The sequence below is a fragment of the Dongia sp. genome (genome assembly GCF_041906375.1).
Classification (GTDB): domain Bacteria; phylum Pseudomonadota; class Alphaproteobacteria; order Dongiales; family Dongiaceae; genus Dongia.
Genome location: NZ_JAYRJJ010000005.1, coordinates 1 through 20,907 on the forward strand (window position 1 = coordinate 1; position 20,907 = coordinate 20,907).

Sequence of the window (20,907 nt, forward strand, 5' to 3'; positions counted from 1 at the left end):
AGCCACCCCATAGACCCAGGTCTCCATTCAGAAACACGCGACAGCTTCACTAAAATCCTCAAGCAACAAAGCCCAAAGACCCGCCGTCCGCGTATCCCTTCTTCGAATATCACAATGTCAAATAGCTTGGCCCCGCAGTCACACGGAAACCCACCAGCCAGACTCGGCCGGTGAAGCCGTGCAATATAGCGATGCCGGGATGGCGTTACAAGCGCTTAGAGGCCTTCGCCTCCACCTGCTCCACCAAGATCTCGCCGGGGCTTCTCAGCCGCCGGTTCGAACCGGACCCGACGAACCAGTCGGCCCCGTTCGGTGGCCGGCTTATAGGCGAGTCGGATCGGGACTTGCAAGCACAAAAATTTCGCCCCCTCAAAAAAGCACCGAAATGGCCCTCGAAGGGGTGATTTCGGCTCGCCTCAGAGGAGGCCCAGGCTGCGCAACTCCGCGCGCAATTCCTCCGGCATTCCCTCCTCCGCCATTGCCTGGCCCAACGCCACCCGCTGATTGGGAAGATCCGGCGGGGCGTCCTCGACCTCGAGATATCGCCAGCCCTGGAAGGCCCGCCGCGGCCGAATCTCGGTCACGATCACCGTCGGATCATAGACGATGGCGCAATAAGGCTTGCCCTGGTCGTCCTCGACCTCATCCAGTCGCAGGATTTGATGGCGCGCGCAGATTCGGCCCCGGATGACCCAATAGAGCGAGCCGCCATCCAGCACCTCCTCCGCGCGGCGCGGGAACGAGCGTGTCCAATGCTGATCTTCAAGCGGCTTCTTCGAAGCCCGCCGCTTGCGCTGGAGTTCTTCGCGGTAGCGGACCAATTCGGCGATGCTATCGACGCCGACGCAGAGTTTGACCAGATGAACCGTCATTTGCTCGGAAATTGCGATGTTGATGAGGTTAGCGAATCAACCGGGAAACCGGTTTGAATTCTGGAACTGCGGCACTGCGCAGCCATTCGAACAACACCATCTCGGTCGTCACCACGTCAATGCCGGCGGCACGCATGCGCGCAAGAGCAATGGCCCGACTCTCCGGCCGGCGCGACCCCACCGCGTCGGCGACAACACAGATAGGGCGCCCAGCAGTCGCCATCTCCAACGCCGTCTGCAAAACGCAGACATGCGCCTCGATGCCGCAGATAATCGTCGTTCGGCTTAGTTCGCTGGTCAGCGCCAAATTCAGCTCCGCATTGGCGAAGCAGGAGAACTCCATCTTCTCATAGATTTGCGCCCCTTCAGCGAGGGCAAGCAGGGGCGGCAAAGTGGCGCCCAGCCCTTTGCGATATTGCTCAGAGAAGATAACCGGAACAGCCACTTCGCGCGCGGCCCGAAGCAGAATGCCGCATTGGCCTTCAACGGCCGCACCACCATCGATGGCCGGCGCCAGTCGCTCCTGCATATCGACTACTAATATTTGAGATTTATATCTGTCGATCAACATAGTGACCTCCCAGAACACGCGGATTTGACGGCATTTCTGCGAGCATAGCGGGCAGTTGCGATTGACAAAAGCCAGGTTCTCCTTATAGTCCCGCTCACAAATGCGGCGGTCGCCACGGGAGCCGAGGGCGGCCGTTTTGCTTGTTTGATCGGCCCCCTTATTTTCGAGACATCATGGGTTTTCCCGATCTGGGGCTCAGCCCCGAGCTTATCCGCGCCGTCACCGAAGCCGGCTACACCGAACCGACGCCCATCCAGGCGCAGGCAATTCCGACGGTCCTGATGGGCCGCGACGTGCTGGGGTGCGCCCAGACCGGAACAGGCAAGACAGCCTCTTTCACCCTGCCAATGATCGACATCCTGGCGAACGGACGCGCCAAGGCGCGCATGCCGCGCTCGCTGATCGTCGAACCGACCCGCGAACTCGCGGCACAGGTGGCACAGAATTTCGAGAAGTACGGCAAGTATCATAATCTCAATCACGCGCTGATCATCGGCGGCGAAGGTTTTGCGGACCAAGAAGCCAAGCTGATGCGCGGCGTGGACGTCCTTATCGCCACGCCCGGCCGCCTGCTAGATCTTTTCGAGCGCGGCAAGATCCTGCTCATCGACGTCAAGATCCTGGTGATCGACGAAGCCGATCGCATGCTGGACATGGGCTTCATTCCTGATGTGGAGCGAATCGTCAGCCTGCTGCCGAAGATTCGCCAGACGCTGTTCTTCTCCGCCACCATGGCGCCGGAAGTGAAGCGCCTGGCCGATGCCTTCCTGATGAATCCAAAAGAGATCAGCGTCTCGGCGCCGGCCAGCACGGCGACGACAGTGACTCAGGGCATGATCGTGCTCGACGAGATGGATAAGCGCGAAGCCTTGCGCCGCCTCATCCGCGCCGAGAATGTCGGCAATGCGCTGATCTTCTGCAATCGCAAGGTCGACGTCGACATCCTCTACAAGTCGCTCACCAAGCATGGCTTCAAGGCCGTGCGCCTGCATGGTGACATGGCCCAATCGGCGCGCAGCGAAACGCTGGAAATGTTCAAGCGCGGCGAAGCCTCGCTGATGGTCTGCAGCGATGTTGCCGCGCGCGGCATCGACATCGCCGGCCTGAGCCATGTCTTCAATTTCGACACGCCGATTCATGCCGAGGACTATGTGCATCGCATCGGCCGCACGGGTCGTGCCGGCCGAGAAGGCCGCGCTTTTACCTTTGCCACGCCCTATGACGGTAAGCATGTGGCTGCGATCGTGAAGCTGATCGGCAAAGAAATCCCGCAGATTACCATCGAAGGCTTCGAAGGACTTCCCTTCGAGGAAGGCGATGGCCGCCGTGGCCGCGGTCGCGGTCGTGGGGCCCCTGCCAGCCGCAATACGCGCGGCCGCGGGCGAGATCAGGGACGCCCGAGCTCTAGACCGCAACAGGATGAGCAGCCGCAGCTGGATATTGGCAGCGAACCGCTTGCTGTCTCCGTGGTTGATGTCGTTTCGGCGGCACCTGTTGCCGATAGCGAGGGTAAATCACGCAGTCCGCGTCGCCGCCGTGGCGGCAAGAAGGACGCGCCGATCGCCGTTTCACCGGAGGCCGTGATCGACGCCGCCATTCCGCACCCGAGCGAGTCGCTCCATCGCCATGACCTTCTTGAAGCCAGCACGGCCTTGCCGGTGCCCCTTGATGTCGTCGTGGCGCCGGCGCCGCAGTCGCAGTCGCAGTCGCAGGGCCAGAAGGGCATGGCGCCGGTTCAACCGCACGAAAATAGGCATCAGCGCCGCGCTCAATCGAAGCCGCATCATGAGGAGGAGGCTATGGTCGCCGGCCACGGCTTTGGCGATCACCTGCCCGCCTTCCTGCGTCGTCCTGTGCGTCTGCCGGCCGGGGATCGTCGCTCCGGCAAGTAGGACCCAGAAAGCAAGACGGGGCCAACGCGCCTAACGGAGGCGCGTTGGGCTCAGTTCACCGGCAGCTTCCAGAATCGGCTGGCCGACAATGGCCAAATGCGAGTTGATCCGCTTAAGATCCCGCAAAATATCGAGATGCAGGCTGCTGGTCTGAATACTCTCGACCCGCCCCGAACGCAGCCGCGACAGGTGATTCTCGGCAGCACTCTTCTCCATCTCGCGGAACAGCCGCTTTTCCTCAAATAGTTGGCGCGCCAACTTGATGTCACCCGACATGAAGACATTCATGGCGAGTTCCAGGTTATGCGTGAGGCGTTCATGCAGCTGGTCGAGTTCCTGCGTCCCTTCCGGCGAGAACTTCAACTGGTACTTCACCTTCTTCGCTGCCAGCTCCATCAGATTCTTGTCCACGATATCGCCGATATGCTCGAGATTCGTGATGAAGGTAATGAGATCTACCACGCGCTTCTGATCGGACGGATCCATCAACTCGCGGCTGACACCGGTGAGATAGAGCTTGATGGCCTCGTTCAGGCGATCGATCTGGGTATCGAGGTCACTTACCTGCTTGATCAAGCGACGATCGTCGGAGCGGAAGACCGCCAGCGACTGGCGCAGCATCTGCCCCACGAGATCACCCATGCGCAAGGCCTCGCGACCCGCATTGGCAAGGGCAATGGTGGGTTGATCGACCGGTCCCTGCGAGAGATAGCGAGGCTTTCCCGGGTCGTCGATGCCGGCTTGGTCGGGTAACAGGCGTGCCGTCAGTCGCGCGACCGGTCCTGTAAACCATATGAAAGTCATGGCCAGCGCCAGATTGAAGGCCACGTGGAAGTTCAGGGCCTGTCTCGCGCGGTCGATTTCGAGCATGGCGAGATAAGGCTGTATCAGCCCGATCAATGGCACGGTCAGCGCAACACCGATGACGCGGAAGATAAGATTACCCACGGGCACCCGCCGCGCCTCAGGCGGCTCCCCGGCGGTGGCCAGGATCGGCATAACGGCGCTGCCCAGATTGGCGCCAAGAACGAGCGCCAGTCCGAGATCAACCGGCACCATTTCCTTTGCCATGAAGCTGATGACGAGGAGCACGACCGCGAGGCTCGATGTCGAGAGCACGGTAAGGCCGGCGCCGACCAACACGCCGAAGATCGGTGCATTGCTCATCAGTTGCAGGATTTGAGGCAGAAGCGGCGCATCACGTACCGGCTCTGCCGCGTCGGTTATGAGATGTAGCCCCAGTAGCGCTATGCCGAGGCCGACGATGGCGCGCCCCAGATCGCGGGTCTTGGAATCCTCGAACTTATTGAACAGGATCCAACCGATCACGATCAACAGCGGTGAAATCCAACCGACCTTGAACGAATAGGCCTGCGCCACGAGGCTGGTGCCAAGATCTGCCCCCAGCATGACGGCGAGTGCGCCGCCCGTCGTCACCAGCCCCCTCGACGCGAACGAAGCCGAAAGCAGCGCCGTGGCACTCGATGACTGCAGCAGGCAGGTGATGCCCAGGCCCGAAACAAAGGCCGAGAAACGGTTGCTCGTGGCGCGGGCGAGGCTTTGGCGCAGTTGGGCGCCATAGGCCCGCAGCACGCCCGTGCGCACCATGCGCAGGCCCCACAGGAGCAGCGCCGCAGCGCCGAACAGGTTCAACAGAAAGATCATGCCTAATCGCCTCGACTCGAGACCAACCATCCCGTGCGGTGTCACGAAACTGTAACATATAAGCGATGGGGTTCGCGATGGCAGCCTAGAACCGACGGCTAACCTAGCGCTTACGCCAAGCCGTCAGCGCTTGCGCCAGGCTTGGGTGCGTCGGTTGAGACCCTGCGCCACGAGGCTTTGCAGGCCCTTGAGCATTGCCGATGTCACCACGATGGTCATTCCCATGGCGCAGGCGGTTGCCGTGTTGCCGGCATCATCGGTGTTGATGGCGTTGATGGACATGAGCTTCGTATCGGCCGAATAAAGAAAGATCACCGCCGAGACGGTCGTCATGGCATTGACGAAAAGATAGATCGCTATGTCGAGGATCGCCGGCAGGCAGATCGGCACCGTCACCTGCCAGAAGGTCCGGTAGAGCGGCACTTTCAGCGAGGCGCCAACCGCTTCAAATTCGGCATCCACCTGCTTCAGCGCCGTGACGGCCGTCAGATGGCTGACCGTATAGAAGTGGCAGATGGTGCTGATCACCAGGATGGTCATGGTGCCATAGATGACGTTGAGCGGGTTTCCGGGGGCATTGAAGTAGAAGATGTAGGACAGGCCGAGGACGATGCCGGGGACCGCCAGGGGAATCATGGCGAGGAGATGCAGGACTGTCCGCAACCTGCCCGCGCCCCTGCTCTTCTCCACCAGATAGGCGCCGCAGAAGATGACTGCTGTTCCTATTCCAGCGACGCAAGTTGCCAACTTGAGACTGTTGAAATAAGGCCCCCAGCCGTCCGTCCCGATGCGGGAAAAATCATACCATTTCAAGGTGAGGCCGAGATTGTAGGGCCACAGCTTGGTCAGCGAACCGAACAGAGCCATCCCGAGTACGAGGAGCAGGAAGCCCGCCACCAAAGAAACTGCGACGAAGAATAGACTGTCGACCATCGCACGCGGCTTGGGCTGCAGCGGCACAGCCCGCGCCGACAGCAGCGCCACCTGGCGGCGCTGCACGATGCGGTCGGCAGCAAAGGAAACCAAGGCGGGCAGCAACAGAATGAGACCAACGACGGCACCCATCTGGAAATTAAACTGCCCGATCACCTGACGATAAACATCGGTCGCGAGGACGTTGTAAGATCCGCCGATCACCTTCGGCACGCCAAAATCAGTGAAGATGAGGGTAAAGACCACCAGGCCCGCACTGACCAGTCCATAGCGACAACCCGGCAAGGTTACTGTGAAGAATATCCTGATTGGGCGCGCCCGCAGCGCCTCAGCTGCTTCGTAAAGCCTCGCATCAGCGACTGCGAGCGCCGTTACCAGAATGATGAGCGCATGCGGAAAGGCAAAGAACACCTCTCCCATGACGATACCGATGGCACCATATATTTCGTGGCCAAATAGAAGCGACTTCAAGAGTCCCTGATTGCCGAAGAGATAGACAAGCGCTAGGCCAGGCAGCAAGGAAGGCGCAAGCAGCGGTATCAAGGCAATCGCGCGGAAAAAGCCGCGCCAGCGCATGCAGGTCCGCGTCAACGCATAGGCGTAGATGAATGCCAGCCCAAGAGTGATGAATGTGCCGAGCAGCGAAACGAAGATCGTATTGCCGAACGATTGCAGCATCGCCGGATCAGCGAAGTAACGTGCAAAATTCGCCAAGCCGACAAACTGCCCCTCCTTGTCCTGCAGGCTCTTGGCCAGCAGGGTATAGAGCGGCAGCACCAGGGTGAAGATTAGATAGATCGCCAGCAACAGCAGGCCGAGGCGTACAAGCCAATCCTCCCGCGTGACTTTTGCCCTTATCCGCGGAGCCTCAACGTTCTCGGCCGTGAAAGCGATATCAGCCATGACCGCGCGTCCTTTCACCTGAAAAGAGGCGAATGCGATCCGGCGGCAGCGCCACACAAAGCTCCTGGCCCGGCACCAGGGCGAGATCGCGCATGGCATTGATCGAAAAATCCGCCAACAGATTGCGACCACAGGGAAGCCGCAATTCGGCCCGGCAGAAAGAACCGAGGAACTCCATATGCTCGATCCGCGCCAACAGGCTGTTGCCTTCTCCGAGGACAACCCCGCGGACCTGGATATCCTCCGGTCGGATACAGAGTGTGGCACCTGGGCCAGAATGTGAAATCTGCCCTGCCAGCTCGATCACGGCCTCACCAAGCCGAATCGATTTGTCGCCGTGGATGTCGACCGGCAAGAAATTCATTTGACCGACGAAATCCGCGACGAAGGCGGCCTCAGGCTGGCGATAGATCTCCATCGGCGTACCGATCTGCTCGATGCGCCCCTCATTCATCACGACGATCCGATCGGCGATCGCCAGTGCTTCTTCCTGGTCATGCGTCACCATGATCGTCGTCACGTTGAGACGCCTCTGCAACTGCTTCAGCTCGCCGCGCAGATGCTGGCGCACGCGCGCATCGAGGGCCGAAAGCGGCTCGTCTAGCAACAGCAGGCCCGGGGACATAGCCAGCGCCCTTGCCAATGCCACACGCTGTTGCTGCCCCCCGGAGAGTTGGGCCGGATATTTCTTCTCCTGCCCGGTGAGGCCAACCATGGCCAGCAGGTCGTTCACGCGCTTGCTGATCGCCGGCCGCGAAAGCTTGCCACCAACCAGCCCGTAGCCCACATTGTCGGCGACGCTGAGATTGGGGAAGAGCGCATAGGATTGGAAGACAATGCCAAAGTCACGCTCCGAAGGCGGCAGAGCGGAGATATCGACCCCGTCCTGGATGATCCGACCGGATGTCTGAATATCGAGGCCGGCAATCGCCCGCAGCAACGTCGTCTTGCCGCAACCAGATGGCCCCAGGAAACAAACGAATTCGCCGGCATAGATGTCCAACGAGATATCGCGCAAAGCCTGAAAATCACCGAAATTCTTGGCCACCCGCTGGATGCGAAGATAAGGCTCCTGGCTCGTCATGATGAAATCCCACTGCTAAACAAGGAGACGATCCCGGCACGCCAAGCGCCGGGATCGTCCTTAAAAGAACGCAAACTGATGCGTTGTCGTCTTTACTTTGGCGCGTCTTTCGAACCGAAGCTGCGCTGCCACTCGTCGAGAATGGCCTGACGGCGATCCGCCATTTCATAGAAATTGTTCGGCGAGATCATCAGCTTCTCTTCGCCCGCCGGGTAGTTGGCCGGCAGGGATGCGGTCACATCCTTTCGTGCCAACACCTGGTAGCTGTCATTGTAGAGCTTGTTGGCATCGGCGCTGGCTGCGAAGTCGGCGAGTTTCTGCGCCGCATCAAGATTCTTCGTGCCCGTCATAATCGCCGTCGCTTCCATATCCCAGCCAATACCTTCCTTGGGCAGGATGACTTCGACCGGCGCACCGTCATTGATCAGCTTGACGCCCGGATAAGCAAAGGAAATGCCGACCGGATATTCGCCGGCGCCAACCGCCTTGCAGGGCTTCGAGCCGGAATGGAGGTAAGTTTTGATATTGTCATGCAGCGCCGTCATGTAGCTCCAACCACCCTTGTCTCCGAAGAGCTGCAGCCAGGCCGATACGGTAAGGAAGCCGGTCCCCGACGAACCCGGGTTCGGCATGACGATTTGATCCTTGTAGACCGGGTTGGTGAGGTCCTTCCAGCTCGTCGGCTTCGGCAGGCCGAGCTTTTCGGCCTCGACCTTGTTGAAGCAGATGGCCGATGCCCAGGCGTCCATACCAACCCAAGTCGGCCAGCCGCTGCGCGTATCCTTGAAGTCTTCCTTGATCTGATCGAAGCCGGCCGGGCGGTAGCGCTCAAGCATGCCCTCCTTGTCGAGCACCATCAGGCTGGTGGCGGCCAGGCCCCAGACGACGTCAGCCTGGCGGTTCTCTTTCTCGGCCAGGAGACGCGCCGAAATCACGCCCGTGGAATCGCGCTGCCATTCGATCGTGATGCCGGGATTGGCCTTTTCGAAGGCTTCCTTGTAGATCGGGAGCTGCTCTTCCTCGAGCGCGGTGTAGACCTTCAACACCACGTCGTCAGCCGAGCTCGGCTGGGTGGTGGAAAACAATGCGGCGGCCGTCCCCAGGACAGCTACCCCCAACAGCGCCAGTTGCCGGCGCGAGATCCAATTCTTCATTCCCCAATCTCCTGGTGTGCGACCGCCCAACGCGGCGCCAGGAAATTGGCCATCAACTGCGCATCTATGATGAAGGATATATTACAAATCGAAGTCACAGGGTCCTTTCCCTATGACCTATATAGGTAATTTCGATGAAAGCCAGCGCGCCGCAGATCAAGAGCAAGATCTGCGGCGCGCGCGTGTCAATCAGATGATGCCTTCCGTCTTGGCGACGAACTGCTCCAGCAGTTGAACGGCGTAGCCGGTGCCGCCCGCCGGACATGTCGAACGGTCCTTGCCGGCAAACTCGCGCCCGGCAATGTCGAGATGCGCCCAGGGCCGGTCCTCGACGAACTGCTTCAGCAGTGCCGCGGCATGCGGGGCATCGCCGGATTCGGAATCCTCGGCGTGATGCTTGATGTCGGCGATGCGGGATTCGAGATGCTCGTCATAGGCCTTGTCGAGCGGCATGCGCCACAGCCGCTCACCGACGGACTTTCCGGCCGCAGTCAACTGTTCAGCCAAATCGTCATTATTGGCGAAGAGGCCGGCAAAGACTGTGCCGAGTGCCGCCTGGATCGAGTAGGTCAAAGTGGCAAGATCGACGATCGATTTCGGCTTGAAACGCGATGCCGTATAGAAAAGAGCGTCAATCAGGACCAGCCGCCCTTCCGCATCCGTGTCGATCATCTCGATGGTGCGCCCGGACAGTGTCTTTACGATATCGCCCGGCTTGAACGCCGTGCCGGACGGCATGTTCTCCACCAGGCCAACGACACCGACGACATTTACCTTGGCTTTCCGCTCTGCCAGAGCGTGGATCAGGCCGATGACGGCGGCACCGCCGGCCATGTCACCCTTCATGTCATACATGGCGCCGGATCGCTTGATGCACAGGCCACCGGAATCGAAGCAGACCCCTTTACCCACAAAGGCGAGCGGCCCGTCGCCCTTTTTGGTCGGCGCTCCATTGTATTGCAGCACCAGCAACCGTGGCGGCTTGGCCGAGCCCTTGCCGACCGATAGCATTGCATTGAGGCCCAGTTTCGCCATCGCCTTCTCATCCAACGCCTCGACTTTCACACCGAGCTTGCTGAGCGCCTTGGCGCGCGCCACGAAGCTTTCGGGATAGAGCTCGTTCGGCGGCTCGTTGGTGAGATCGCGCGCGAGGGCGACACCGTTGGCGACCGCCTGCAGGCGGTGCATCGCCTTCTCGGCCGCGGCCGGCTTGGGCACAACCAGCGACAGCCCTCCGAGGGCCTGCGCCTTGTCCGGCTTCGGCTTGGTGAAAAAGCGCTCGAAGCGGTAGTTGCGCAAAATGGCACCGAGAGCGAGCTCGGCCGCGATCTGCGCTTCATCAACCCTGCTTTCCTTGATCGGATCGACCAGAACCGTGGCTCCGGCCTCAAACTCCGCCACGAGATGCGCGGCCAGGGCCCCGCCAGCTTCACGCAGCGACAGCGCATCGATGTCTTTCGCCTTGCCAAGGCCCAGAACAATGACCCGCCGCGCGGCGGTGCCGACTGGCACCAGCAATTCCGTCACCTCGCCCTTCTTGCCCTTAAACCGCGGCAAAGAGAGACTTCGCTGCAGCGCACCAGAAAGTGACTTGTCCATAGCGGCACCGTGGGCGCCGAGCTTGCCGGCCTCGGCAATCAGCAGGACCAGGACCGCAGCCTTCGCTGCCGGCTTGGTTACAAATTCAATTTTCATCAGGGGAATCCTCTAGAACATGGAATGCGAACCGGAAAAATCGTGGGCGAGCATAGCCAAACTCATGCCCGTCCGCAAAATCCATTCCACGTCCGGAAAAATCCCTGAAATCTCAGCCGAGCGCACCCACCGTGTGGATGATGCCCGAGCTCAACCGTCGCACCAACGTATAGAGACCGGCGATCGGACCGAAAATAGCCTGGTGTTCGCGCTCATAGGTCTGATGCCAGTCGCCCACATAAGTTGCAGCCTCGCCGAAATCACCCTCGAACTTCAGCTGCTCGACCTTCGGGAAGATCATGTTGAGCTTGCGCATCGCGTCGTCAATCTCAAGGTGGAAGATCTTCGACACCAATTGCTGACGGGTGATGTTGTGCTGGTCGGAGAAGTCAGGGATATGCGCCGTCAGTGTGAAGATTCGCATGATCAGTGCAATACGCAAACCATGCATCAGGCGCAGATTCATCCTGGTCTCGTCGCTGATCTTGGCCTGCGGCAGGCCGACCAGCGCCAGACCCTCGCGCAGATCCAGCATGTCGCGCTGGAACACGCGATAGATCTTGGCAAGCTTCTCATAGACACGGTCACCCTCAAGATGTTCGGCGACGTGGCGCAGTTCAACTGCCGTGGTCTGGTCCTTGGCCTGATAAGCGCGCGACAACCACTGGCCGGGGTCGAACAGATCCACATAGCATTTCAAGGCTTCAAGATCGGTGAAGGCCAGCGCCCAATCAACCATGCCGAGGAGTCGGCGGCAGCGCGGCGATGACTGATAGAGGCGCTGAAAGCGCTCCGGGTCACGCGCGATCGCTTGCCCGACACCGCCCACCGTATTTGCCAACATTCCGAGCTGCTGCAGGATGCCGTTATGGGGGATGGCACGCATCTCCTTGGGATGCGTAAGGTTGACGCGGTGCGCCAGCCCTTCATGCTCGCGCTTGACGGGCCGCGACCCGCTGGTGAACAGCAGATTGCCGCCGAACGTATCCAGAAGCGCGGCATAGGCTGGATCGTTCATCACCTCCTCGTTGAAGCGACGGATGGTGATGAAGAACTCCTTCACATAGTCTTCGTCGTGGCGATAAGCCGGATCGGATTCTACGTCTTCGGTCGGAATTGGCAGCATATATTCCAGGATGCGGGTGACCGACGCCAAGGCGACGTCAGGCGTGATGAAATAGAGATAACCGTCGCCGCCCTGAAAGCTCGCCTCCTCCTTCACCCGGATACCTGCCTGAGCAAAGTTCTGCCGACTGACCGGAGAGGCAATGTATTCGAGGCGGGCGCGAAAATCCTCTGGATGGCCACCGCGGCCGATCGATTCACCATGGGTGTCGAAGATGACCAGTTCGACATCGTCAAAGCCGCGCTGGCGCAGCAACTCCGCCAGCTTCAAACGCAACCATTCGACCGAGATTGCCGCAACCGTCTGCCCTAAATGGCGTCCGGCATCAGAAAAGCCGGTCTGGATGCATAGACGTCCGCGTTGGCGGACATAGGCGGCGAAAGCAGGGTTTTGCAAGCATTCATCGATGACACGGATGCCGCGCTCAAAGGCCTTCGTGGTCTCGAACAAGGGAGAGATATCGACCTTGCCATCGACACCGAACAGCTTGGCGAAATAGAGCGCTGCCAGCAAAGTGAGCGGTGTTTCCGTCTCGGCGATGAGGAAGCGCACCGGCACCGTGGCGTCGATATATTTCAGCATCTTCGCCACGATCATGAAGAGACGCTTGGCAGATGTGCGCTCGGCCAGGATCGAGGCGAAGTTGATCTGCACCGGCTTCACGGTGAGAAGGAGCTTGGTGATTTTGGCGATGTAGGAGCGCTTGTGCGCTGGATCATCCGGCGCGGCTTCCATGTCGATCAGCTTGCGGATCGCGTTGTGGATCTGCACGGCATTGAGCCGCACATGAGTGTGCGCCAGACCCAGCCCGTGATTGGCCAGTTCCGCCCGCAGCACAATCAGTTTACGGCGCTGCTCCGACGTCTTGGAAAGGCCGATCGCCCGGTCGATCAGTTCGAGGAGTTGTGCTGAGTCGATCAGGCGCAGATCGCGCCCGTCATGCATGCGCTTGGCGATCCGGCGAACTTCCTCGGCCCAGGCAAGCGGCGCCTCACCCTCCTTCTTGCCACCCTGAAAGACAGCAATCTCGTCCTCGGCTTCCTTGACAGCCAAGGCCAGGCGGCTTTCCAGCAGTTCGAGCAGATGAACGAGGTCCACTTGGTTTCGCTTCTGGTCGATGCCGGTGCGCAGTTCCTCGACCACCTTCACATAGCGCTGCAGCTGCAGCACCTGGATCTTGAGCCGCGTAAACAGCGTGTCGCTCCACTTGATGTCGGAGCGGCCGTCGAGGTCATATCCGACCCAGCTCGCCACCGTCATCAGCCGCGGCGAGAGTTGCTCCCATTCCTGGGGATAGTTCTCCGCCGCCACATCGAGCGCAATTTCATACGCCTGCCGCAGGGCAATGTGGATGTTGGCAATGGCCGCCACCGACATGTCATATTCATAGGCGAGATCAAGCTTCTCCGGTGGTCGATGCTCGACAGCGCGGGCGTTGGTCAGAATTTTGCGCCGGCGTGCCGCCGTCACCTTCTCCCCTTCGGCCGTGCGGCCGATGCCAAGCTCAGCCAGAAGCCGCACCATCTCATGCGATTGGCTGAACGTCGGGTGACCGGTAATGACAATGCCGAACAGCTCTCGTTCGACTGCCGCCTTATAGGCTTGGAAAGGGATGCGGGCGCCCTTGCCCTTCCCGCCGCCCGGCCGCCGCGATCCGGCAGCCAAAGCCTGGAACACGTCACGCAGCCGCTGCTCGTTGCGCTTGGGATCGCTCTCGCCAAGATAGTTGTGGAGCCGCTCGGCGCGGTGCTCGAAGGCCCCCGTGGTGAGTTCCTGGATCAGCGTTTCCACCGCGCCCAGGCTCAGTTTGCCCTTGTCGAGGCGCTTGCCCACCTCGAGCGCCAGCAGCTTTACCGAATTGCCGAAGGGATTGCGCTCGCGCAGCCCGATCAGGTCACCGAAGACGGACTTCAGCTCCCGCTCGGTTCTCGAGGCGTCGAAGCCCCGCTCCACCGGGAACATGCGATCGAGCGATTTCAGGCCGACTTCCAGCGCCGCATCAGCCTTGGCGGGCTTCCGATGAGCCGGTTTCACGCGCAAAGCCGCCACATCACCACCCCGCGACGGTGCCCGCTTTGCCGTGCTCATACAACCCCTCCAAATCAAAGAAAATAGCTGCGCCGAAGCGACAGAGTACCGCGCTCGGCGCAGCTGCAAAAGAACTTTTGTGCAGCGCAAAATAGATCGATCAGGCACCGGCTCGCAAAGCCTCGAGCGCAGTCTGACCCAGTTCCGCAGGGCTGGGCGTAATGCGGATACCGGCCGCGCGCAGGGCCTCGATCTTCTCGGCAGCACTCTCGCCGCCACCCGAAACGATCGCCCCTGCATGTCCCATGCGACGACCAGCCGGCGCTGCCTTCCCGGCAATAAAGCCAACGACCGGCTTCCGGCGTTTTTCCCGCTTCAGAAACTCGGCGGCCTCGATCTCCGGGGTGCCGCCGATCTCGCCAATCATGATGATTGCTTCAGTCTGGTCATCACCGAGGAAGAGTTCCAGAATATCGAGAAAACTCGACCCGTTCACTGGGTCACCGCCGATACCGACGACAGTCGATTGGCCGAGACCGACAGCTGTGGTCTGCGTGGCGGCTTCATAGGATAGCGTGCCGGAACGTGACACGATGCCGACCTTGCCCGCCTTGTGCACGTAGCCGGGCATGATGCCCATTTTACACTGGTCCGGTGTGATGACGCCCGGGCAATTCGGGCCGATGACCCGCGACCTGGTGCCTTTCAATTCCTTGCGCACCCGCGCCATGTCATGGACCGGGATGCCGTCAGTGATGGCGACGATGATCTCGATCTCGGCGTCGATCGCTTCCATGATCGAATCCATCGCATAGATCGGTGGCACATAGATCGCTGTCGCATTGGCCCCGGTCTTGGCGCGCGCCTCATGCACCGTGTTGAAAACCGGCAGGCCGAGATGCGAGCTGCCGCCCTTTCCCGGCGTGACACCGCCCACCATTTGCGTGCCGTAATCCATCGCCTGCTGCGAATGGAAGGTACCTTGCGTACCGGTGAAACCTTGGCAGATGACCTTGGTGTTCCTGTCGACGAGAATGGCCATGGCTTAAGCCCTCTTCCTATCTGTACCGATGGGCCGCGTGGCGGTAACGATCTTCTGAGCCGCATCGGCAAGCGTTGTCGCCGTGATGATCGGCAAGCCTGATTGTTCGAGGATCTCGCGCCCCAATTGGACATTGGTGCCCTCAAGCCGCACGACCAGCGGCCGGTCGAGCCCAACCTCCTTGGCGGCGCCAACAATCCCTTCCGCGATCGAATTGCAGCGCATCATGCCGCCGAAGACGTTGACCAGAATGCCCCGCACGCCGGGATCGTTGAAGATCAGCCTGAAAGCCCGAGCCACACGTTCCTTCGTTGCAGCACCGGCGATATCCATGAAATTGGCGGGCTGCCCGCCAAAATGCTGGATAATGTCCATGGTCGCCATGGCAAGGCCTGCCCCATTGACCATGCAGCCGATATCGCCATCGAGCTTCACATAATTGAGGTCATGGCGCGCCGCCTCCAATTCAAGCGGATCGACTTCGTTATCGTCACGCAGGTCCTGAATGTCGTTGTGGCGGAACAAAGCGTTGTCATCGAAGATCATCTTGCAATCGAGCGCCACCAGGCGACCGACACCGGTCACGACCAGTGGATTGATCTCAATCATCACCGCGTCGAGGCTGCGGAAGGCCTTGTTGACCGCCATGACCAAGCGCACAAACTTGTGCACTTCCCGCTCCTTCAACCCCAATGCGAACGCCACCTGCCGGGCCTGATAGGCGCGCATCGGCGTTGCCGGCTGCATGTCGAGACGAATGACCTTGTCCGGGTGATGCGCCGCCACTTCCTCGATATCCATGCCGCCTTCGGTCGAAGCGATGAGGGTGACGCCACCGGTCGCGCGATTGATCAATTGCGCCACATAGAGCTCGCGGGCAATGTCGCTCGCCTGCTCGATATAGACTTTACGCACCTGCCGGCCTTCCGGTCCGGTCTGATGCGTCACCAGCTTCATGCCGAGCATCTGGTCGGCATTGGCAACCACTTCCTTGATTGACCGGCAAACCTTGACGCCACCGGCCTTGCCGCGGCCGCCGGCATGGATCTGTGCTTTGACGACCCAAGTCGGTCCGTCGAGTTCTTCCGCGATTGATTCTGCCTCTACCAGATTATGCGCGACATCGCCCCGTGGCACCGGAACGCCGAACCGCCGCAGCAACTGCTTGGCCTGATATTCATGAATGTTCATCGCCGACTCTCCCCTATCGACCTGCGCCGGGCCAGGGCCAAGCGAGGCCGTGGCGCCCAATCGCGCGTTCAACTGTCTGTGCTGTCAGGTGCTGCGTTCAGCAGGCCGATCGACCAGGCGGCCGGAATTTTCTCCGACCCCCGCATCCGGCACGCGATCACTCTGGTCGCATGGGCGGATGACGACTACTTCCCGGCGCCAGCATCAACCTGTGGCGCGCTTGTCCGGTCACTCGTCCGGGCGCTTTTGGCGACCCGGATTCATCCTATCGTTGCGGGTCTTTCTCACTGTCCCAGATTCGACTACCATGATTGCGAAAACGTCACGAGTCGTCGGCGCGACATGATCATACGGAAAACACCGTTGGACCAGCATTACCGAATACTTGCGATATCACCGCTGGCAGTGCTGGCGATACTGTTGACCGGTTGTGCAGATACTTTGGAAGCACCGAAGGTCGAGCCGCGTTACTCAAGCGTCTTCCTCGACATCACCGGCCCCGATGCCAGCCGCGTGTCACCCTATTCCGACATGCAATGCGTGCCCTATGCGCGCATGGTGTCGGGAATCAACCTGCGGGGAGATGCCTATACCTGGTGGAGTGGCGCCAGCGGCATTTATCAGCGCGGTGCCACGCCTGCACCGGGCGCTGTGCTCGTCCTTGCACAGACTGATCGGCTGCGCAGCGGCCATGTTGCGGTCGTGCGCCAAGTCGTCAACGCGCGTGAAATCCTAGTCGACCATGCCAATTGGATTCCCGGCCAGGTAATCAATGGTCAAAGCGTCTATGACGTCTCCCCGGCCAATGATTGGTCCATGCCGCGCTTCTTCAATGCCGAAGCGGGCGTTTATGGCAGCGTCTATCCGGCCTATGGCTTCGTCTACAACGTTGCCGCGGGTGCCAGTCCGGCGCCGATCGCCTCGACCTCAAGCGGTGGGCAGGACTGGGTGCCGCCGCAATAGGCCGCGCTGCTGCAAATCCAGCACCGTGTCACGCAGCGACTGTTCCAGCGGCCGGCACTGCCACTGCAGTTCCTTTTGCGCCTTGCTGCAATCAAACGCCATCGAAGACCGCGCCAGCCGCACGCCCGTAAGTGGTGCCAATGGCGGATTCTTCGTTAAATTGGCAATTCCCTCGCTCACCACTGCCGAGGCATAGGCCAGCCAATAGGGAACCTTACGTCGCGGCATGGCCAGCCCCGTCAGTCGCTCCAACTCGGCGAGCAGGCGGCCGAGGCTCAAATTCTCGTGGCCCAGGATATAGCGCTCGCCAATGCGGCCGCGTTCCGCAGCAAGCAGATGACCCAGCGCGGCATCGCGCGCATCGACCAGGTTGAAATCGCAGTCGAGATAGGCCGGCGTCGTGCCGTTGAGAAAGCCGAGGATCATCCTCGTCGGCGGCGTGAGCAGGAAATCACCGGGACCAATCGGCATGGTCGGGTTGACGATGACCAACGGCAGCCCGTTGTCAGCGGCACTCTTTGCAGCCTCCTCCGCGCGGAATTTAGAGCGACAATAGGGGCCGGGCACATCGTCCACCGAGTGCCGCACCTTCTCGTCAATCAGGGCGTTCCGCGAGGTGCGTGGCGCATTGATGTTCTTAAGGATCGATTCCGTCGACGTATAGACAAAGCGCGCCACATTGGCCGCCGCAGCGGCTTCAAGGACACGACATGTGCCCTCATAATTCACCTCGTGAAAAGTATTGGGATCCGCCGCCCAAAGATTGGGATTGGCTGCGAGATGAAAGATTCGGTTTACGCCCGCCATTGCCCGCGTCACGACAGCACGGTCGCGGATAGATCCCTGCCGCAATTCCACGTTTCCAGGCATCGGCAGGTTGGCCGATTGCGGCCAATCACGCAGATCGAGGACGCGAATCCGTTCGCCCCGCGCGCTCAGCAGCGAGACGAGGTGTCGCCCCATGAAACCGCAGCCGCCCGTGACAAGGTTCAGGCCGTTCTCGCGCGACTCCGATCCTACCATGTAAATTCCCGCATCATGCTGATGACCCGCTTCAAAGCTGCTTTAATTGCGGCACTTAGCCTCTCACTGACTTGGCCGACATCGCTGTATGCAGAAATACAGCAGGAGGCGGCCGCAAGCTATATTCGCGCCCTGTTTGAGACAAGCCTGCGGTCCGGGACGGCAGCAGCCAGCATCTGCCCGGATGTTGCGAAATTTGGTCGCTTCGCGGCAGGTTATGCCTGGCATGGCCTCCCTGAGAGCGAGCGAACCCGCTTCGCTGCGGATTTCTGCGGCTTGGCGATCGACGCCGTCACGCGACTGCGCTCAGCCTTTCCCGGTCTGCACCTCGAATTGGAGCAGGTCAGTCCCGGCGCCCAAGGAATGGTCATTGTCGCAAGCCGGGTCGTCCGGCCCGCGCGCGAACCCTGGGCCGTCAAATGGGTCGTAGCCGCCGACGACGGTCACCTGCGCTTGGCCGATCTGCGGATTCTCGGCATTTCGCTCGGCATCTTTCTGCGCGGGCTGACGGCGCTCCAGGCACCTCTCGATACCGCACATCCTGCCAACGCGGCGCGAATCCTCGGGCCGTGGCGGCACGCCCTCGACCGCGCCTTTCCGCCGCCTACGAGCCTGCCCTAGGAATACTGGCCGAATGATGACTTCGCCGCGCCGGTCTGCTATTTAGCGGGTTCGCCACCCCACCAGCCTCACTCGGGTAAGACATTGAATAAATTTACTTATTTTGTCAGGATCCTGACTCTGGGCAGCGCACTATTGATGGCTGGCTTGGTGATCGGGCCGGTACCGGGCTGGGCCCACGCTATTATCGTGTCGGCACAGCCAGCTGCCGGCGCCAGCGTCAGCGGCCCCGACGTCGATCTTGCCTTTACTTTCAATGTCCGTGTCGACCCCCAACGCTCCAAACTGACCCTCACCGGGCCGGATGGGAGCAACTCGGACATTGTCATCGTGGCCGATGACAGTCCGGCCGTACTGGCTGGCCATTTGACCGGGCTGAAGCCAGGCGCCTATTCGGTCAGATGGCAGGTCCTGGCCACGGACGGCCACATCACCCGCGGCGATGTCGCCTTCACGGTGCTTCCTTGAACTTCATTCGTTACTTGCGAGGCGACTGAAGCACCGTGGCATTTCTGCTCGACATTTTCGGCTTCCTGACCGTTTTGCTGTCCGGGCTCACCAGGACCGCCCAGTGTTTTTACGTGGGCTCGATAGCGTTCCTGTTTCTCGCAGCTTTACCAATTTGTGCCCATTCCGGCGTGCTGGGTGATCGGGTTATCATCGTCAGCCGGAAGACCGCCGCCTACAGTCTACTTGTCATGATTGCTGTTCTGGCCGCGAGCCTCTGGGCGCATACAGCGATCCTGGCCGGCACGACCGACGGCAGCTATCTCAATGCTCTGGGTGGCACCTACGCCTCGGCCCAGTTGCTGCGGCTGGGTGCGGCTGTCGTGGCCCTTCTGATCCTCTGTCGGCGCAGCCGCGCGGATATCTTCCTGCCGCTCCTCGCCCTGATCGACATCGGTGCCGGGATCGCCACCAGTCATGCCGCGGCCCGGCTCGACAACCAGCTTCTGCTCATTGTCACCACAACCCTGCATCATCTCGGCGCGGCTATCTGGATCGGCGGCTTGCCGGCCTTCCTATTCGCACTTAACACGCTACCAGTTGGTCCCCTGCTGGAGCGTGTCGGCCGGCGATACTCTCTCCTTTGCCTGCTCTCGGTGCTGGCGATTGCCTTCTCCGGCTTCGTGATGCTGGTCTACTATGTCGGCTCGACCGAGGCGATGTACGGCACCGCCTACGGCATGATGCTTGGCACCAAGACCATCCTCTTTGTAACACTTCTTGGACTGGGCTTTTTCAACTCCCGTGCCGTCCGCATGCTGGCCGGCCATTCCGGCGCGCCGCTCCTGCGCTTGAAGAGATTTGTCGAAGTGGAGATCGGGATCGGCATCACAATCCTCTTTGTGGCGGCCTCGATCACCTCCCTGCCCCCGGCGATCGACCTTACTGAGGGGCGCGCCACCCTCAGCGACATCACCGAGCGGCTGTCGCCCAAATGGCCCCTGCTGACCAGTCCCGACAAGAGCAGCCTTGCCTTCTATGAAGAGCAGCACAAGGCAGCGATGCCGGACATGTCGAGCCATATGCAGGTCTATGTTCCAGGCTCCGGCGTACCCTTGCCGCGCAATGCCGAAGATATCGCCTGGTCGGAATACAATCACCATTGGGCCGGCATTTTTGTGCTCATGATCGGGATCCTGGCGTTGCTGGAACGGACTGGACGGGCGCCCTGGGCCAGGCATTGGCCACTCCTCTTCGTCGGCCTCGCCGGCTTTCTCTTCATGCGGTCCGAGGCCGAAGGCTGGCCCTTGGGGACACTCAGCCTGGGTGAAAGCCTGCGCGACCCTGAATACGTTCAGCACAAGCTCTTCATGGCGCTGATCACGGGATTTGCCGGTTTCGAATGGAGCGTCCGGACAGGCGCCCTCACACGAAGCTGGGCGCGCTACATCTTTCCGCTGTTGAGCGCCGCCGGCGGCATGATGCTGCTCACCCATTCGCATTCCATCGCGAATGTGAAGGAATTGCTGCTGATCGAAATGACGCACATGCCCATCGCTATCCTCGGCATCTGGGCCGCCTGGTCGCGCTGGCTTGAACTGCGTCTGGTCGGCCGGGGGCGCGAAATCTGCGGTTGGCTATGGCCGACCTTCTTCTGCCTCGTCGGCATAATACTCATTCTTTATCGCGAGATTTGA

At 60.6% G+C, this 20,907-nt stretch carries 16 protein-coding genes; 5 read left to right on the forward strand and 11 right to left on the reverse strand.

What is annotated here, in order from left to right:
* Positions 1 to 416: 416 nt before the first annotated feature.
* Both ACE3OA_RS15590 and ACE3OA_RS15595 read right to left on the reverse strand, forming a co-directional pair.
* Complete coding sequence (locus ACE3OA_RS15590) at positions 417 to 872, reverse strand: DUF1489 family protein (RefSeq protein ID WP_374312322.1); 456 nt, start codon at positions 870 to 872, stop codon at positions 417 to 419.
* Between the two features lie 28 nt (positions 873 to 900).
* Positions 901 to 1,443, reverse strand: a complete 543-nt coding sequence (locus tag ACE3OA_RS15595) for an isochorismatase family protein (protein WP_374312324.1) — start codon at positions 1,441 to 1,443, stop codon at positions 901 to 903.
* A 173-nt stretch (positions 1,444 to 1,616) separates the two neighbouring features.
* Here ACE3OA_RS15595 and ACE3OA_RS15600 point away from each other — a divergent pair, with 173 nt between their 5' ends.
* Positions 1,617 to 3,335 carry a DEAD/DEAH box helicase gene (locus ACE3OA_RS15600; RefSeq protein WP_374312326.1) on the forward strand — a complete coding sequence of 573 codons (1,719 nt, stop codon included), beginning with the start codon at positions 1,617 to 1,619 and terminating at the stop codon, positions 3,333 to 3,335.
* 30 nt (positions 3,336 to 3,365) lie between these two features.
* On the opposite strand, the gene ACE3OA_RS15605 is transcribed toward ACE3OA_RS15600, so the two are convergent.
* The 8 genes from ACE3OA_RS15605 to sucC all read right to left on the reverse strand — a co-directional run bounded on the left by ACE3OA_RS15605 (position 3,366) and on the right by sucC (position 16,156).
* Positions 3,366 to 5,000: a Na/Pi cotransporter family protein gene (locus ACE3OA_RS15605; protein WP_374312329.1), complete on the reverse strand. Its 1,635-nt coding sequence runs from the start codon at positions 4,998 to 5,000 to the stop codon at positions 3,366 to 3,368.
* 123 nt (positions 5,001 to 5,123) lie between these two features.
* Entirely contained in the window at positions 5,124 to 6,836 is a 1,713-nt protein-coding gene (locus tag ACE3OA_RS15610) for a putative 2-aminoethylphosphonate ABC transporter permease subunit (protein ID WP_374312331.1), read from the reverse strand.
* Positions 6,829 to 7,920, reverse strand: coding sequence for a putative 2-aminoethylphosphonate ABC transporter ATP-binding protein (locus ACE3OA_RS15615; RefSeq protein ID WP_374312333.1), 1,092 nt, complete (start codon positions 7,918 to 7,920; stop codon positions 6,829 to 6,831). Before ACE3OA_RS15615 ends, ACE3OA_RS15610 begins: the two co-directional genes overlap by 8 nt.
* A gap of 92 nt (positions 7,921 to 8,012) precedes the next feature.
* Positions 8,013 to 9,074 carry a putative 2-aminoethylphosphonate ABC transporter substrate-binding protein gene (locus ACE3OA_RS15620; RefSeq protein WP_374312335.1) on the reverse strand — a complete coding sequence of 354 codons (1,062 nt, stop codon included), beginning with the start codon at positions 9,072 to 9,074 and terminating at the stop codon, positions 8,013 to 8,015.
* 189 nt (positions 9,075 to 9,263) lie between these two features.
* Positions 9,264 to 10,769, reverse strand: a complete 1,506-nt coding sequence (locus ACE3OA_RS15625; protein WP_374312337.1) for a leucyl aminopeptidase — start codon at positions 10,767 to 10,769, stop codon at positions 9,264 to 9,266.
* Positions 10,770 to 10,881: 112 nt separating this feature from the next.
* Positions 10,882 to 13,983 (reverse strand): phosphoenolpyruvate carboxylase, encoded by a 3,102-nt coding sequence (locus ACE3OA_RS15630; RefSeq protein ID WP_374312339.1) that lies wholly within the window; start codon positions 13,981 to 13,983, stop codon positions 10,882 to 10,884.
* A gap of 100 nt (positions 13,984 to 14,083) precedes the next feature.
* Positions 14,084 to 14,965 (reverse strand): succinate--CoA ligase subunit alpha, encoded by an 882-nt coding sequence (gene sucD / locus ACE3OA_RS15635; RefSeq protein ID WP_374312341.1) that lies wholly within the window; start codon positions 14,963 to 14,965, stop codon positions 14,084 to 14,086.
* A 3-nt stretch (positions 14,966 to 14,968) separates the two neighbouring features.
* Positions 14,969 to 16,156, reverse strand: coding sequence for an ADP-forming succinate--CoA ligase subunit beta (gene sucC / locus ACE3OA_RS15640; RefSeq protein WP_374312343.1), 1,188 nt, complete (start codon positions 16,154 to 16,156; stop codon positions 14,969 to 14,971).
* Between the two features lie 420 nt (positions 16,157 to 16,576).
* Here sucC and ACE3OA_RS15645 point away from each other — a divergent pair, with 420 nt between their 5' ends.
* Positions 16,577 to 17,119 carry a CHAP domain-containing protein gene (locus ACE3OA_RS15645; protein ID WP_374312345.1) on the forward strand — a complete coding sequence of 181 codons (543 nt, stop codon included), beginning with the start codon at positions 16,577 to 16,579 and terminating at the stop codon, positions 17,117 to 17,119.
* On the opposite strand, the gene ACE3OA_RS15650 is transcribed toward ACE3OA_RS15645, so the two are convergent.
* On the reverse strand, positions 17,084 to 18,142 hold the full coding sequence (locus ACE3OA_RS15650) for an NAD-dependent epimerase/dehydratase family protein (RefSeq protein ID WP_374312347.1): 1,059 nt from the start codon (positions 18,140 to 18,142) through the stop codon (positions 17,084 to 17,086). The two genes, ACE3OA_RS15645 and ACE3OA_RS15650, sit on opposite strands and share 36 nt — an antisense overlap.
* A 21-nt stretch (positions 18,143 to 18,163) precedes the next feature.
* On the opposite strand from ACE3OA_RS15650, the gene ACE3OA_RS15655 reads away from it, so the two are divergent.
* The 3 genes from ACE3OA_RS15655 to ACE3OA_RS15665 all read left to right on the forward strand — a co-directional run bounded on the left by ACE3OA_RS15655 (position 18,164) and on the right by ACE3OA_RS15665 (position 20,907).
* Positions 18,164 to 18,763 carry an ABC transporter substrate-binding protein gene (locus ACE3OA_RS15655; RefSeq protein ID WP_374312349.1) on the forward strand — a complete coding sequence of 200 codons (600 nt, stop codon included), beginning with the start codon at positions 18,164 to 18,166 and terminating at the stop codon, positions 18,761 to 18,763.
* A 138-nt stretch (positions 18,764 to 18,901) separates the two neighbouring features.
* Positions 18,902 to 19,231, forward strand: coding sequence for a copper resistance CopC family protein (locus ACE3OA_RS15660; RefSeq protein ID WP_374312352.1), 330 nt, complete (start codon positions 18,902 to 18,904; stop codon positions 19,229 to 19,231).
* Positions 19,232 to 19,266: 35 nt separating this feature from the next.
* Positions 19,267 to 20,907 (forward strand): copper resistance D family protein, encoded by a 1,641-nt coding sequence (locus ACE3OA_RS15665; RefSeq protein ID WP_374312353.1) that lies wholly within the window; start codon positions 19,267 to 19,269, stop codon positions 20,905 to 20,907.